Annotated in this window: 11 protein-coding genes; 4 read left to right on the forward strand and 7 right to left on the reverse strand. The window is 44.3% G+C overall.

Annotated features, from left to right (window positions below):
- Nucleotide 1 precedes the first annotated feature (1 nt).
- Nucleotides 2–1,027, forward strand: coding sequence for a serine hydrolase (locus NSQ55_RS17500; protein WP_339168270.1), 1,026 nt, complete (start codon nt 2–4; stop codon nt 1,025–1,027).
- A gap of 84 nt (nt 1,028–1,111) precedes the next feature.
- Here NSQ55_RS17500 and NSQ55_RS17505 read toward each other — a convergent pair whose 3' ends face one another.
- Both NSQ55_RS17505 and NSQ55_RS17510 read right to left on the reverse strand, forming a co-directional pair.
- On the reverse strand, nt 1,112–1,501 hold the full coding sequence (locus NSQ55_RS17505) for a hypothetical protein (protein ID WP_076133856.1): 390 nt from the start codon (nt 1,499–1,501) through the stop codon (nt 1,112–1,114).
- Between the two features lie 131 nt (nt 1,502–1,632).
- Nucleotides 1,633–3,378 carry a beta-galactosidase family protein gene (locus NSQ55_RS17510; protein WP_339168274.1) on the reverse strand — a complete coding sequence of 582 codons (1,746 nt, stop codon included), beginning with the start codon at nt 3,376–3,378 and terminating at the stop codon, nt 1,633–1,635.
- A 154-nt stretch (nt 3,379–3,532) separates the two neighbouring features.
- On the opposite strand from NSQ55_RS17510, the gene NSQ55_RS17515 reads away from it, so the two are divergent.
- Nucleotides 3,533–4,987 carry a sulfatase-like hydrolase/transferase gene (locus NSQ55_RS17515; protein ID WP_339168276.1) on the forward strand — a complete coding sequence of 485 codons (1,455 nt, stop codon included), beginning with the start codon at nt 3,533–3,535 and terminating at the stop codon, nt 4,985–4,987.
- A gap of 72 nt (nt 4,988–5,059) precedes the next feature.
- On the opposite strand, the gene NSQ55_RS17520 is transcribed toward NSQ55_RS17515, so the two are convergent.
- The 5 genes from NSQ55_RS17520 to NSQ55_RS17540 form a co-directional block, all read right to left on the reverse strand.
- On the reverse strand, nt 5,060–6,559 hold the full coding sequence (locus NSQ55_RS17520; RefSeq protein WP_339168277.1) for an arylsulfatase: 1,500 nt from the start codon (nt 6,557–6,559) through the stop codon (nt 5,060–5,062).
- A gap of 15 nt (nt 6,560–6,574) precedes the next feature.
- Nucleotides 6,575–8,470 (reverse strand): family 20 glycosylhydrolase, encoded by a 1,896-nt coding sequence (locus NSQ55_RS17525; protein ID WP_339168278.1) that lies wholly within the window; start codon nt 8,468–8,470, stop codon nt 6,575–6,577.
- Between the two features lie 121 nt (nt 8,471–8,591).
- The gene (locus NSQ55_RS17530; RefSeq protein WP_076129725.1) at nt 8,592–10,223 is read right to left on the reverse strand and encodes an extracellular solute-binding protein; all 1,632 of its coding nucleotides are present in this window, start codon (nt 10,221–10,223) and stop codon (nt 8,592–8,594) included.
- A 57-nt stretch (nt 10,224–10,280) separates the two neighbouring features.
- On the reverse strand, nt 10,281–11,180 hold the full coding sequence (locus NSQ55_RS17535; protein WP_076129726.1) for a carbohydrate ABC transporter permease: 900 nt from the start codon (nt 11,178–11,180) through the stop codon (nt 10,281–10,283).
- A gap of 24 nt (nt 11,181–11,204) precedes the next feature.
- Complete coding sequence (locus tag NSQ55_RS17540) at nt 11,205–12,173, reverse strand: ABC transporter permease subunit (protein WP_076129727.1); 969 nt, start codon at nt 12,171–12,173, stop codon at nt 11,205–11,207.
- Nucleotides 12,174–12,422: 249 nt separating this feature from the next.
- On the opposite strand from NSQ55_RS17540, the gene NSQ55_RS17545 reads away from it, so the two are divergent.
- Both NSQ55_RS17545 and NSQ55_RS17550 read left to right on the forward strand, forming a co-directional pair.
- Complete coding sequence (locus tag NSQ55_RS17545; protein ID WP_339168283.1) at nt 12,423–13,862, forward strand: response regulator; 1,440 nt, start codon at nt 12,423–12,425, stop codon at nt 13,860–13,862.
- Complete coding sequence (locus NSQ55_RS17550; RefSeq protein ID WP_036688197.1) at nt 13,849–15,627, forward strand: histidine kinase; 1,779 nt, start codon at nt 13,849–13,851, stop codon at nt 15,625–15,627. Before NSQ55_RS17545 ends, NSQ55_RS17550 begins: the two co-directional genes overlap by 14 nt.
- The last annotated feature ends 55 nt before the right edge of the window (nt 15,628–15,682 follow it).

A 15,682-nucleotide genomic window follows, 5' to 3' on the forward strand; every position in this document is an offset into this window, starting at 1 on the left:
CATGCTCAAAAACAATTATCCAACTTCAGATTGGCAAATCTCAGCCCCCGCAAACTTAGGAATGGATGCTAATATGCTTTCAGAGCTAGAATCAAGGATCAAATCCGAGTATAGCAATATCAACGGGATTGTTGTGGTAAGAAGTGGAACTATCGCTTATGAAAAATATTATAATGGCGCTAGCCCGAATGACACACATCATGTGGCCTCTGTAACAAAAAGTATCATATCCGCGCTCATAGGCATTGCCATAGAGGCTGGCTTTATTAACAATGCAGATCAAAAGGTACTGGAGTTTTTCCCGGACTATGTTCCAAACGCTGCTCAAGATCCGCAAAAACAAGAAATCACCTTACGCCATCTCCTTACGATGACCGCATCTTATGCTTTTGCAGATTGGCACGAACCGCTGGAGCAAATGTGTATGCAGCCTGACTGGGTAAAATATACGCTGGATATGCTAGACCAACAAGGAACAATTGGGGATTTCAAATATTCTACCGCTGGAGCACATCTGCTTTCTGCCATCATCACGCGCAGCACTGGACAAAGTGCCCGTGAGTTCGCCAACGAACGTTTATTTAAACCTATCGGAATGAATGAAATCCCGGATTATGAGATGAGCTCATTTGGGTTCGATGATTTGTTTGGGGTTAATGTGAAGGGGTGGGTGGAAGACCCAAATCGTATCACCACAGGAGGATGGGGACTTACGTTGTCTCCACGCGATATGGCGCGTTTTGGTTTATTATATTTGAACCATGGACAATGGGAGAATAATCAGATCATTTCGGAGACATGGATTGAGGAATCAACAGCGATGAACCCTAATCATTACGGTTACTTGTGGTGGCTACGCGAAGAAGACGGGGTTTACACCTACTCAGCGTTAGGTGATGGTGGTAATGTCATTTGCTGCATTCCAGAAAAAAAACTTGTCGTAGCCATCGCCTCAGAATTCACACTTCAGCCTCGTGACCGGTGGCCTCTGATTAAGGATTGTATTATTCCGTCTGTTGTAGAGTAAAGAAGATAGAAAACATGCTGGTTGCCACTACTTCATTAACAACTAGGAGAGCAACCAGCTGTCTACACTCTAAATCATTTTGCTTCAAGGAAAAATAATATCGCCTTCGTTGCTGCTTACATCAAAAAATCCTACTTTGTGTTTTATAGCCAACTCCCGCATCGCCGTATAAGCTTCCTCAGCTACAGAATAAGCGAAAGCCGCATAGATGACGGATGAGCCAAGCGAGTAGTCAGTCAACCGGTTATCCGTTCCGGCTTCCTCCATCGCTTCAAAAATCTCGTCCTCTACATTCATATTAGGAAATTGCTCAGACAACTCACTATAAAAGCGTTGCAACGCCTCCGATAAAACTGATGGATCATTATAGGCATGGTCTTCCGACCACTGCACTTGCTGTTCATACCACTCCATAAACGCTGCTCTCTCTTGCGGTGCTTTAGACGTCTCGAATGCCATCAAATCATAGCTCATTTAAAATCCTCCTCTAACCCACCCTAATCGTGCATTTTCAGTTCCTATAAATTGTTGGGCTGTTTTGATTATATATTAAAAATCATCAGACCCATACTATAGAATCATGATACTTCCTCACCCGTTAAATATCATGTGAGCTCCGGTGTATCCACAAAAGTAACCACTGGCTCCATTACGCCATGTAGTTCGAATAAGATTAGCTCGTTATCACCTTGACGCAGAAGCGGCGCTGGTAAGTACAGTGTTTTAGTTGGACCCTTCTCCCAGTAGCGCCCTAAATTAAAGCCGTTTATAAAAACCTGACCTTTACTCCATCCATCCAGCTGCAAAAAAGTATCCTCAGGCTTACTGACTTGAAAGCTCCCCCGGTAAAAAGTGGGCTGCTGACGTTGCTCGCAATCTATCGGTGTGAATGATAATCCCTTAAGATGGGTTAAAGGCAAAGAACGAATCGTCCAATCATGCAGGAATTGATAGCCGAGTCTAACGCCACAGGTTATGCCTTTTGGATCACGAAGCAGCGGGCCATAATTTACACGCCCCATATTCTCCACAAGGATGTCGATCTGCAGTCCCTCCGTTGGAACCTCTAATGGAATTCCTCGCGGATCCCAGCGTTCAACTGTACCGACAAAGGCCCCATTCGCGAATACAAGCGCACGATCACGTACTTCTTGAAGGACGAGCTCCGTACTGCTGCGGGGTCCACTGATCTTCGTCGAATACAAAATGAACCCATAATTCTGATTCAGTTTCTCCATTGGCTCGGGACATGCTCTATGTACTGGGTGAGACAAAACGTCTAACTGAGTGAACAGTGGTGCTGCTTCTGTCATCAACACTTTACCATAAGCTTGTGACTTTATTAACGGCGGTAATTCCAGGGGCGGCAACGTTACGTATTTCTCAATTATTGTTCGAGCTGCATAGAATTTTGCAGTTGGCTTACCGGATTCGTCCAGCAGCGTATCATAATCGTAGCTGGTTACGATGGGCTCATATTTGTCAAAAAGATTTGCCCCATTCATAAATCCAAAATTCGTCCCCCCATGGAACATATAGAAGTTAACAGAGGCTCCTAAAGCCAGCATTTCATCCAAAGTCTCCGCTACTTCAGATTCGGGGCGTGTATTATGCGGTTTCATCCAGTGGTCAAACCATCCATTCCAGAATTCCATACACATCAACGGTCCCGTAGGCTGATATTCACGTAGTTTAGCAAAGGCTTCCTTTGCCCGTGAACCGAAATTCACCGTGGCGAACACTCCGTCAATCATGCCCCCTTGGAGCATATGATCTTCAGCTCCATCTGAAGTAAACAGCAGAACGTCCATGCCGCGGGCGATCATTCCTGCTTTTAGATCATTCAGGTAAGTCTTATCACTACCAAAGCTTCCATATTCGTTCTCTACCTGAAGAGCAAGCACAGGCCCACCGTTAGTGCTTAACAAAGGCCGCAGACGTGGAAGCAACTCATCGAAATAGGCATCCAACTTAGATAAATAGACGTTATCATTACAACGCAGCTGTATGTTATTGTCCACAAGTAACCAAGCTGGCAATCCACCGAATTCCCATTCCGCACAAATATAAGGACTTGGCCGCAAAATCACGTGCAAACCAAGCTCTCCAGCAAGTCTAACGAAAGCCTCGATGTCAGCAAATCCAGCAAAATTGAAGCTCCCCTCCTCTGGTTCGTGTAAATTCCAAGGAATATAGGTTTCAACAGTATTCAATCCACAAGCCTTCAGCTTCAGCAAACGATCCTGCCAATATTCCGGAACGATCCGGAAATAATGAAGCGCACCAGAAAGCAACCGGATGGGTTGTTCGTCTAATGTAAAATAATCCCCTGATATGGATAACTTTCGCATATAATTTCTCCTCCAACATTGAGATAGACTATTTAATTATAGGTAATAAAAATATCAACCCATATGGACGATTCTAATGAAATATATGGAGAATTCATTGGTTGCTAGAGGCTTTTGTGATGCTATACACTATATTCATAGGGGGTTGTTACGGATGTCAAAAAGAACTCATATTTGGTTAATTACCACAGATCAAATGCGTGCGGACGCACTAGGTATCGAAAACGCTTCCGTACTGACACCTGAGCTTGACAAGCTTGCTTCGGAAGGCACACTCTTCACTGGTGCTTACTGCGCTAGTCCTGTTTGCACGCCTTCACGTTCTTCCATTTTTACAGGCAGGTATCCGCATGTTCACGGTGCCTGGAACATCGGTACCACACTCAGAGAAGACGAACTTACCTTATGCGATCATTTAAAGAAAGCGGATTATAAAACCATCGGTATAGGAAAGATGCATTTCCGCCCTCAGATGAAGGGGGACTTTTCACAAGAATATGAAGAGCCTGCTTATCGTGACCGCGGAAGAGCTTCCGATAGAACGTACTACGGATTTGATGAACATCATATTACGGAAGACAATTGTATCGGGGAATATATGGAGTGGCTTAGAGAGCGCAACCCTGAAGCGGCAGAACGTTTCAGCAAGGACCGTTACAGAGCTTCTAATGCTCAAAACGATGTGTGGGAGAGCGAAATCCCTCCAGAGCTACACCAGTCATACTGGATTGCTGAACGGAGTATCGATGTGATCCTCGCCCACAAAACCGAACAACCGCTATTTTTATGGACCAGTTTCGTCGATCCACATCACCCTTTTGACCCTCCAAAAGCTTACACGGATATGTACGCTGACACTGACATTCCATCTCCAGCCAGCGAAGCAGACGACGTGCATCTTCGTCCTCCACATCTGCTGCGTCAGAGTCAGGGAGGATATTGGCCTGGTGGCGGTGAGGAGCATTCTCTTAATGAAGCGCATATGAAACGGCTCACCCGAAATTATTATGCGATGATTACCTTCATTGACGAGCAGATCGGACGTATTATAAAAGCTTGGCGTCAAAAAGATATGTACGATGATGTAGTCATCCTCTTCACCAGCGACCACGGAGAACTGCTCGGTGACCATGGGCTGATTTACAAAGGGCCGTGGTTTTATGAAGGGTTAACACGAATCCCGATGATCGTACGCGGTCCTGGGATTGCTTCCGGGCAACGGGTCCCTGCTTTGATGGAACATGTTGATATTGTCCCCACACTGCTTGCAGCCGCAGGTCTCAAAACTTCCTACGGAATTCAAGGTGTGTCACAGATGGAGGTGCTGGCTGGAAGAGAGTCCCATGTGCGTAATTCTGCCCTAACCGCTTATATTGCTCATGATCGCGGCATTAACGCTAAGTGTTTGCGTACAACACGCTATAAGCTGGTAATCTTCGCAGGTGAGACCTACGGTGAATTGTATGATTTGAAAGAGGATCCTCATGAGAACTCCAATCGTTTTGAAGATCCCGATTATAGTGATATTCGCCATTCGATGATTGAATTGCTCGTCCATCGAATGATTCAAGATCAGGACCCTTTGCCTGAACGCCGGAGTAGCTGGTAAATTCACTAACCTTTCTTTCTATCCTTAACAGACTTAGGGCAACCTGAAAGTTCAGGTTGCCCTAAGTTATGATTATTTCCCCAATTGGGATGCCTTTAGAATATGAGAAATTGGGCGTCCGGCAATCCATTCTCCGTTGTTTACAAACCCTTCCTCTCGTCCCTCCAGCTCGTGAATAAGACGCTCTCTCCATTCTTTTATGCGCTCGAATTTATCAATACAGCCTATCGCATTAATCTTCTCAGAGGGGTCTGCCGCTAAATCAAAATACTGCTCTTCCCCTGTCTGAGAATACCAAATAAATTTCTCTCTTCCATCCGTTAAGAAGTGGTGGGACTTTTCTCCATAGGCTTGTTCCCCATGAATATAAGATCGCCACAATGTCTGATCTCCCCTGCACAGCGGCAACACACTTTGCCCTTCTACTGTAAATGGTATTTGGACGCTAGCAGCTTCAAGAAATGTGGGCATAATATCGCGAAGCTCTACAATGGAATCAAGCCGGGAGCCGGCAAGAAGTCCAAGCGTTTCTCCCGGATCAAACACTATGAAAGGAATCTTAGCACTTCCTTCATAAGGAAGAGATTTCCGGAAGTAATGGTGATCCCCCATCATTTCACCATGATCAGAAGTAAATAGAATCAAAGTTTCATTTAAAACTCCATACTCCTGCAGCCCATTGATCAACCTCCCAATTTGGTCGTCAAGATGCGTAATTAGCGCGTAATACGCGGCACGGGCACGATCCAATCTGCGCTTTGGCAAATTAGTGAACGAAGAAGTTGGATCCTTAGCTCCGTTTAAGGCAGCACTCTCGTCCACCCAATCTCCGATTGGAGGATCAGGAAATTCCAAGTCCTTGTACATATCTAGATAACATTGTGGCGGATCCAAGGGGGAATGCGGGCGAACGAAGGAAGACCATAGGAAAAATGGTTTCCCAGGGTCTCTTCTTCGCAAAAAGTCTAGCGACTCGGTTACGCACCAATTCGTTGGATGCATCGCTTCCGGCAAGTGCCAGGGGCGGGCAACCGTTGAGGCGTTGCAATCGAGTCCTAAGTCAGTGATATCCGAATTGGTATCAGTTTGTCTTCGCAGCCACTGCAAATAATCGTCCACTTGATCATAGTGTTCATCATGGAACGTTTGGTTCTTATCCCGATTGTAGTGAAGATATCCATCATGAAGCACCACATTATGGAATCCACATAGATTACGTGCAGGATACACATGCATCTTGCCAACACACTGCGTATGATAACCAGCTTGAGCAAGCTCGCCGGCAATCGTATGGGCGTAATTCCATTCAACCTTATCCTGATAACCAACCCGGCCATGTGATCTTTGCCTCATTCCTGTCATGATAGCAGCCCTGGCGGGAATACAACTGGGGGTAGCCGAATACGCGTGCTCAAATAAGATCCCCCTTGATGCCAGAGCGTCCAGGTTGGGTGTCTCAACGACGGGATGTCCCATAATGCTCAGGCAATCAAAACGCATCTGATCTACGGTGATAAGCAGAAGGTTAGGCTGCTTTGTGCCCTTTTGATTGTCCAGATTAGTATCAATCATAACCTCACCCCCTTCTTAAACCCCAGCGATCACGGATGGTGTTGCAATCGTGTGCCATAAATTCGCACTTATCGCCCTGGGGTTGCCCTCGTCAACAAGGCCGTCGAACGTCAGAAGCTCCTCTTCTAATTCAGCAATCTGTTCCACGTTCCCTTCGACATAACGATTGATTCGATGAATCGCCGTTCTGATTCTCTGAAGCAATCCTCCCATACGAAGATCAAAGACATCAAGACCAAACACCTTATTTTCCTGCTCCCATTGCACTCGATAGTCGTCCATGAATTGTCTGGCCAAATCAGATAATTGTGGCAAAGTCACCTTGGCAAAGTGAGCCAATTCCTCTAAATCTCCACGATGATAAGCTTCGTGTATAGAAATCCCGATTTCGCTCTTTATTTCGAGCAAGCGACACAAGCTGGCTTGTACAGAGAATAAGGATTGCCAAGGCGAATTGCGAGTGATCGCCTGTTCGAGCTTTTCTGCACTTTGCTGATAATGCTTCGAATACGAGCTAGGAATAACATGTCGATCGAACAAACCACATAAAATATCTTGATAAAGCAAGTATTTAGCCGGATTGATAGAACATCCCCCCGGTGCCGAATTACCCGGAACCAAGTTGGCCGCATCGAGTGCCATAAAGTCATCATAATTGCCTTGCACGCAGCTACTGAATCTTTCTTTGACATGGTTCTCCACGAAACATCTCGTGTAGCAGAGCTCCGCCCAAAGTTGAAGGGTAGGAAGAACCGAGAAAACGGAAGCTTCAGCGCCATTATCTCCCCATGCGGTAATCAACACTTCTTGAATTCCATACTTAACACAGCTATCATGAGCCAGCAGACTGACATGGCGACTGAATTCATTGTTTGGAGCGAAGCCCATCCATTTCCAAGCACCACCTGCAAATCCAATATGATCATTCAGCTGCTTATGTTTGCTTAACATCCCGTCGTATTTCTCCTGCGTTTCCGAATAATAATCCCAGTAGATCAAGGTAACATCTTCAGGAATCAGCTTTACAATATCAGGGCTAATTGGACTTTCAGCATCGTAATATTCTCCGGAACTGGCCAGACGAAAAAACATGTCGCTCCACATCATCGTCTGGAAACCATATTTTCTGGCGATCTCCATAACAGTGCTAAAGTGTTTTAACATTAACGAGGAGCGATCCTGATACCCATGCTTATCCAGGTATTTACCAAGTCCCATCATATGAGCTTCGTCCATCCCGATATTTATGCGGCGACTGCTTACATGAGCCGACATAAAAGCAAACATTCGATCAATTAACTCATAAGTTCTGGGATCATCAATAAGGAGAATATCCTGGAAATCCACAAGCGGTGCATGTGCCTGCCATTTCAACGCTTGGCCGAGATGGGCCAGGGTCTGAATACAAGGAACCAGTTCTATGCCAAATAACGCGGCATACTGATCCAGCTCCCGAATTTGATCTCCTGTATATCGGCCTCGCAAATAGCCGAAATAAGGGTATCCCTCCAGTTCGTAGGTGTCTTCCGTATACAACTGAACCGTTGAATATCCCATAAGCGCTAAACGCCGGATCAATTCCTTATATCCTTCATAGTTAAGAACCGCATTTCGCGAACAGTCTACCATGAAGCCTAACTGTTCATAAACCGGCCGTTCATTAATTTCAACTCGTTCTCCACGGCGTACGTTCTCAAGAAATCGGCTGAGTGCCCGGAACAATTGATGCTCCTGTTCATACGCAATGGTGACCTGAGCCTCATCGTAAGATATTTGAATGCCCTTCCCTTGCTTCTTACAAATCACTGGTATCCCTGAGCGTTCCATTCGAATACTCAATATTCCCGCTACTTCTGAAACAGCTGCTAACTGTTTCTCGGTTAACCCTGTCAAGTGAATGCTAAGGTTCATAGACTTTACCCTCCCAATCTTATAAGTATGCGGTCAGTAGCGCCGCACAGTCTAAGCCATACTTCAAATAATTAAACGGAAGATCCGGGCTACTAGCGCCCGGATCTTCTCTATTCATCCATTATTCAATACCTTGTTCCTTGGCCTTCTCATTTACTTCCTCTATCATTTTATCAAGACCTTTAGCCTTATAATCGTTCACAATGCTATTCCAGTAACTCTCAACGGGTTCTTTGGAAAGCATGATCTTAAGCAAATCATCATGGTCAAGCACAGTAAATTTATCCTTTGTTGGGGTGGACATATAAGTTAACCGAATGTCGTATTCTGGCACCTTTGTATTGTTCTGAATCCAGTCGATGTAATCGACAGCTTCTTTGCGGATTCCTTCATTAGCAATCGTCGGGTTATCCATGTTATAGCTATCCGAAGTTTCATAAGCCACCAAATTCTTCAGAAATCTGCTAGCTGGATACTTCTCATTTAATGAACCCTTTTCAATGACAACCTTCTGCCCATTTTCGAGCTTATAATCTACACCTTCGATGCCATAAGTCAACAGATCCTTGCCTTCAGGAGACAACACATAATCATAGAGTGCCATGATGCGATCCATCTTTTTATCGTCAATCTTATTGCTGAAATAGCTTTCTGACCAGTATGTTTTAAAGATGGCATGTGAGCGTTCACCATCAGGACCGATAAGCGGCTTGAGCGCCTTCACACTCTCCGTCATATCCTTATCCGGATAAGCTGTTTTCCAGCGTTTTTCATACATATCGCTATTTAAATTTATGAAACCTCCACCGCTTAGAAGAGCAGCTGCTTTGCCTGCTACGAAATTGTCATAGGACTCTGCTGGTTTGACGAGCGCGATGTCTGGATCGATCAATCCTTTTTCGTACATATTCTTCATGTTTTGCAGCGCTGGCAGCGCATTTTTAGAGAATACAGCAGGGATAAACTTTCCATCCTCTTTGATCCATTTAAAATCACTGCCGCTTCCATCACTAGTAGCAACCGGGTTGCCATACAACCAGAAGAATCCGCCCAGCATCTTGGTAGTTGTCGTCGTAAGACCAGTAACATGCTTGCCTTCCGGATCCGACTTTACGATTGCATCAAGCATGGCTTCAAACTCTTCCCATGTCTCTGGCTCTTTGGTGATCCCAGCCTTTTGAGCAAGATCCCAACGATAGAAGACCATACGATCCAGTGCGCTCCAATCAACACTCGGGAACATCCGGCGAGGCACAGTATAATACTTTCCATCTACTCCTAATCCTTTAATATCTGGCGATTCGAAGTATTTTGCAAGGTTTGGATACTTTGAAAGATCCGGGAGCGCTTTGACAACGCCTTGATTCACCCATTTGCGCTGATATTGCGTGCCGACGGCGTCGATCGCGAAAATGTCTGGCAATTGGCCGGAAGCGGCCCACATTTGAATCTTCTGGGTATAGTCATCCCAAGACAAATTGACAGGTTTTAGTGTGATGTTGAATTTCTCCAATACTTGTTTAGCGATCGGGTCCTTTTCGATGTTAGCAATCTCGGCATCCGCATCCCAAAACCCAAGAGAAATGGTCATTGGATCCTTGTAAGGATTATCCGTGGAGTTAGAAGAATTCGGAGATGTTTCACCGTTTGAACCAGCCTGCCCTTTGCCGTTATTGCCTCCACCGCAAGCCGTGAGTACTGAAGCCAACAAAGTTATACATAATGCCAATGTCATTATTTTCTTTCTATGCATGCTTGAAACCTCCCTTTATACTATTTTAGGATAGAATCAATCTATTTAAAATCTTTCTTATCCTTTTATTGAACCCACCATAATCCCTTTATTAAAATGCTTCTGCAGGAACGGATAAACAACAATAATCGGAATACTCGAAACTACAATCGCTGCCATTTGAAGTGCAGGTGTGTAGACCTTCCCCGTCTGCTCCTGCTCGGCCATCGTTTGTGCCATTTGGCTTAGCAAGGAATTCGAAGTAATAAGTGTCTCCCGTAGATAAATCTGAAGTGGTGCTTTTGCAGCGTCACTGATAAAAATCAGCGCATACCACCATTCATTCCATCTTTCCACAGCATAGAACAAAGCAAAAGTCGCCATGAATGGAGCAGAGATCGGAATAATGATTTTGAAAAGAATGTACAGATCATTCGCCCCGTCTAGCTTAGCCGATTCTTCCAAGCTTTCTGGAATGGTATTGAAATAGTTTTTCATAATGATTAGATAAAACGTATTGAGACCCGCGGGGATGATCATGACGAGTATATTGTTTACGAATCCTAGATCCTTAACGACTAAGTAAAAAGGAATTAAACCGCCATTGAAAAACATAGTGAACAAGATCAAGCTGAGCATTATGTTTCTGCCGGGCATACCCCGCTTGGATAATGCGTAAGCTCCCGCCACAGAGATTGTCATACTGAACAACACGCCAACCACAGTTACGATGACAGAATTAAAGATGGAAGTCCAAAACTTCATATCCTGAAGCAAAAGCTTGTAAGCGGACAGGTCAAACGAAAGCGGAAAAATATAAAAGTCACTTTTACTAATCGCTTCGAACTTTGCCACAGAGATAATAAGAACATTATAGAAAGGAAAAAATGTTACTATTGCTAGGAGCCCCAGAACCACGAATGCGACGATATCGAAGACACTCCACTTTTTTCTCTTTTTAACCGTTGTGTCGGTCACTTGCTTCTCCCCTTTTCCTGCAGATTAATACAGCCCTTCCTCGCCCATCTTCTTAGCGAACGTATTGGCCGCCCATAAAAGGATTAGGCTGATAATGGACTTGACGACACCCACGGCGGTCATATATCCAAAGTCTCCTCCAATCGTGAAGGAAGTCCGATAAATGTAAGTATCGATCGTGTCGGCAACCGAATATACCGGCGAACTATACAGGTTGAAAATTTGCTCGAAGCTCGAACCTTGGGTTAGTAGTTGTCCAACTTGAAGGATTAACAGAACTGCGACTGTACTCTTCAAACCCGGCCATGCGATGTTTAGCAAACGGCGAAACCGGTTCGCTCCGTCCACTTCAGCCGCTTCAAACAGCTCAGGATTGATCCCTGCCAGAGCCGCCAGGTAAATGATTGAATCCCAACCGATCTCTCGCCACACATGCGTGATATACAGAACGGGTCTGAATGCACTTTCATCGACAAGAGGAGAATTCGGATCTCCACCAAACAGCATGATGATCTGGTTATAAATCCCGTCCTTGCTTAAAATATTGATAATAATCCCCGACAGTACAACCCACGATATAAAATGCGGGAACGTCAGGATCGTCTGAAAAAACCGCTTCATTTTTGTCCTGGAAAACTCATATAAAACAATCGCCAGGATAATGGGCATCGGGAAATGAGTGACCAGCTTCATCAAGCTGATAATGACCGTATTCCAAAACGCCTTGCGAAAATCGGGGTCGGTCAGCAGTGTTTGAAAATTCTCCAAGCCAACCCAAGGACTTCCCAGAATCCCCTCACTGTAATTAAATGTTTTGAACGCTAGCGTTACACCGTACATGGGAGCATAGCTGAAGAGGGCATACCAGATTAACACCGGTAGAACCATAAGGTAAAAATACTTGTACTGTAAAATCGTTTTTCCTAAACTTTGCTTTGGAGCACGAGTTTTTAAGCTTCGTTTAGGCGTACGAGCGGTTACAGAATCAGCCAATCTTCTCCCCACCTTTCTGTATGAGTTTGTTATGCTTGTAAGCGATTTATATGGTAAATTATATCGGGAGTGTAAATTCTCTTGTATAGAGAATACAACTCCGATCATGTGGATTTTTCACACCTTTGCGGGAGACCTTCCTGTGGCACGTAATATCGGACATAGTGAGCGTAAGATCGTCCATACCCCCCTTGGTCCACAATCGCTAGGATAAATCTAAGAGCTCTATAAAGAGAGGGGGATTCACTTATGCGTTCAGTAATTATTGCAGATGATGAGAAGTGGATTGTAGAAGGAATTAAAGCAGGAGTGAATTGGAAGAAATACGGCTTTGAAGTGATCGACGATGCCGAAAACGGGCAAGAAGCCCTTCAATTAATTCAATCGCTTCGCCCCACCCTTGTTCTAACAGATATCAAGATGCCTGTTATGAATGGACTAGAGCTCATTCAACGTGGCAAGGCCATCGCGCCGGATACGATCTTTATCGTACTCAGCGGACATGCCGAGTTCGCTTATGCACAAAAAGCAATGAATTATGGTACTTTCGGATATTGTCTCAAACCCTTTGAAATCGAAGAAATTGAAGGAATGCTCAACCGAATAGCCCAGCAACACGATTCCAAGACAGTTAAAGAACAACCTATCCACGACTTCGAACTTTATGAAGCGGTTTGTTCCGGAGATCTTGAACGAATTAACTTATGGTTGGATGAGAAGAAAATACCCTTGTCGAAAGATACCCCTCATATCCCCATTGTTATCCAAGGGTTAAGTTCACCTGTAGATGTCAGGCAGTTCTCTTCCCTGGTCTTCCCAATGAGCCGCCGTCGGTATGGTTACTTATTGGAAGAGTGCCAATACGAAGTCTTCCTCCAGGGTCTTAAACAAACAGAAGTTGTACAAGAGTGCGGAGTCGGGATCGGTCCTCCTATTTCGGATATACACCAATTGGATGCGTCTTTAGAGTCCGCCTCTCATGCTGCTTTCAGTATGTTCACAACGGGGATGCCCGGATGTTACCGTGTGAATCCACAACAGGAAATACCGATCGACGAGAAGCTCAAAGAGATTTCCCGGATTCTTCATAATAAAGACCGGCTCGGTTTCATAGCAGCCATGGAATCGATAAAGAAATTATTCAAAGAGGGAACGTTCACCATTAAAGAAGCCTATTTGCTCTATACATCGATCCTCTACTTATTTCCTCGGGAAGGGACTCGGGTTAGCGGCCGTTTTTTTGAAGGATATGAACAGCTCTATTATCGGTACGGCACGGCTGAAGCTATGATCGATGATCTGATTCTTATGACACTTGATATTTTTATGAACAGAAACGAATCTGATATTTCACGAATCTCAAACCACAAAGTCAAAGAAATCATGTTATACATCCGCAACCATTTCAATCAAGAAATTTCGATCCAGCAATTAGCCAATCAGTTTTTTTTAAGCCCAAATTACTTATGCCAATTATTCAAAAAAGAGGTCGGCGAGACCATCATCGAACATATCAGTCGTTTACGAATTGAATACGCTTGTAAAACGCTGATCGAAACCAACCTTTCCATTTACCAAATCGGTGAGAAATGCGGTTTTCAGGATTATTTCTATTTCACACGAATTTTTAAGCGGCATCTCAAAATGACACCTACACAATATAGGGAACAAAACAATGAAGACATTTAAGAGACTATCCATCCGTACTCAGGTTTTGCTATTCGGGTTATTTATTGTTGCCATTATCCCAATCATCGTTTCACGAGTCTACCAACTATCAAGCGAGACTATCATTAATCAAAATACGCAATACAATACGGAGCTGGTCTCCCTCCTCAAACAACGGATTTCTGACAACTATGCCAACGTCTCTTCCATGATGATGAATGTGGGTTACGATTCGACCGTCCAAAAGTTCCTAGTCGAGAATGATAAGCTTCGAGTCTACGATCTATCCCAAAAAGTTGAAGGATTGTTGAGCATCGCCCGAAATATGAACACGGATATCTTAGATATTATTGTTATCGGTAGCTCAAACACACGTATTTCCTTAGCAGGAAGAACAAAATATGCTATCGATCTTATGAAAACAGCTGAGGAGGATGGAATCGTTCATTATCGCGGATACAGTCCTCCAGACAAAGTCATCGACAAGAGAAAACTGCTTTTCGGGATGAACATCTTCGCTTCAGGTGACACGTCCCTATATGGTGAAAAAATTGGCTATCTCGCAGTTATTGTAGATATGAAAGCCATTCAAACTGAAATTTCTGAGTATCCCCGATTGGTCGGAACCAGCTTTTTTATGATGGATGATAAAGGCATGATCTACTCTAATAGCAATGAGCCGGAGGATATGCTCCAGCAGTTTCAAACTCGGGCAACTGGAAGGGATGGAGAGTCCATCGTCGAGACGGTTCATGGAAAGAAATATGCAATTCAGTCCTTTAGCTTACCGGAGATCTCTGGAAAAATCATAACTGCTGTTCCTGTCCATAATTTAATGAAAGAACTGGAGAAATTGAAGAAAGTCAGCTATGCTCTTCTAGCCTTAATCTTGCTGGTCGTCTCTATTCCCTATTCTGTACTTATGATGAATCTCTTAAGACCGTTGTCTAGGCTTATGCGCTATATGAATCAATTAAAGGGTGGAAGTCTGGGGATATTGAACAACAAGGTCGATTTAAAGGGCTATGCTGAGATTGAAATCATCTCTCGACAGTTCAACGATATGACCACACGGATCCACGATTTGACGGACCAATTAATAGATGCTTCAACTCAACTTTATCTGACCGATCTGGAAAAGCAGCGGGCGGAATATTCGTATTTACAAAGTCAAATTAATCCGCATTTCTTAAGCAATACTTTAGATACAATCAAGGGCGTTGCGATCGTAAAAGGAAATCGGGATATCTTCGAGATGACTACCGCCTTAAGCACAATGCTCAAGTACAGCATCAAAGGCAAAGAGGAGGTAACTCTTGGGGAAGAGCTGAAAATCGCGGAATCTTGTGTGAGGATTTACCAAGGCCGTTTCCCGGACAAATTTACTTACAAGCTGTTGTGTCCACAGGAATGGTTACACATTCCCGTGCCTAAAATGATCCTTCAACCTATTGTTGAAAATGCGCTTGGTCATGGGCTTGAGGCACAAGGACAAGGAATTTTGCTGATCTCCGTAGAAAAAAACGAAGCGGGGCTGCTTGAAATCGTGGTTGAAGATAATGGTGTAGGTATCGATACAACAAGACTGGAACAACTTACGGAGTTGCTGGCTGGTAAGAATATAGAATCAGGAGATCATATCGGTCTCCTAAATGTCAATAATCGTCTAAATCTTAAGTATGGCGATCCTTGCGGCGTTCTGCTGTACAGTAAGGAGGGTAGCGGGACGAAGACCGTTTTGAGGCTTCCCGGATCTTTAATAGATCCACAAAAAGCGAGAACATAAATAGGGAGGTTGCCCATTCAGGGCAACCTCCCTTTCATATGTCTTTCATTCACCG

Origin of the sequence: Paenibacillus sp. FSL H7-0943, assembly GCF_037963265.1 — a bacterium.
Classification (GTDB): Bacteria; Bacillota; Bacilli; order Paenibacillales; family Paenibacillaceae; genus Paenibacillus_AQ; species Paenibacillus_AQ odorifer.

Excerpts from the sequence above, each read along its gene's own strand:
- NSQ55_RS17510 (WP_339168274.1), bottom strand. The coding sequence starts at position 3,378 with ATGCGAAAGTTATCCATATCAGGGGATTATTTTACATTAGACGAACAA.
- NSQ55_RS17515 (WP_339168276.1), top strand. The coding sequence starts at position 3,533 with ATGTCAAAAAGAACTCATATTTGGTTAATTACCACAGATCAAATGCGT.
- NSQ55_RS17545 (WP_339168283.1), top strand. The coding sequence starts at position 12,423 with ATGCGTTCAGTAATTATTGCAGATGATGAGAAGTGGATTGTAGAAGGA.
- NSQ55_RS17520 (WP_339168277.1), bottom strand. The coding sequence starts at position 6,559 with ATGATTGATACTAATCTGGACAATCAAAAGGGCACAAAGCAGCCTAAC.
- NSQ55_RS17500 (WP_339168270.1), top strand. The coding sequence starts at position 2 with ATGCTCAAAAACAATTATCCAACTTCAGATTGGCAAATCTCAGCCCCC.
- NSQ55_RS17550 (WP_036688197.1), top strand. The coding sequence starts at position 13,849 with ATGAAGACATTTAAGAGACTATCCATCCGTACTCAGGTTTTGCTATTC.
- NSQ55_RS17530 (WP_076129725.1), bottom strand. The coding sequence starts at position 10,223 with ATGCATAGAAAGAAAATAATGACATTGGCATTATGTATAACTTTGTTG.
- NSQ55_RS17505 (WP_076133856.1), bottom strand. The coding sequence starts at position 1,501 with ATGAGCTATGATTTGATGGCATTCGAGACGTCTAAAGCACCGCAAGAG.
- NSQ55_RS17525 (WP_339168278.1), bottom strand. The coding sequence starts at position 8,470 with ATGAACCTTAGCATTCACTTGACAGGGTTAACCGAGAAACAGTTAGCA.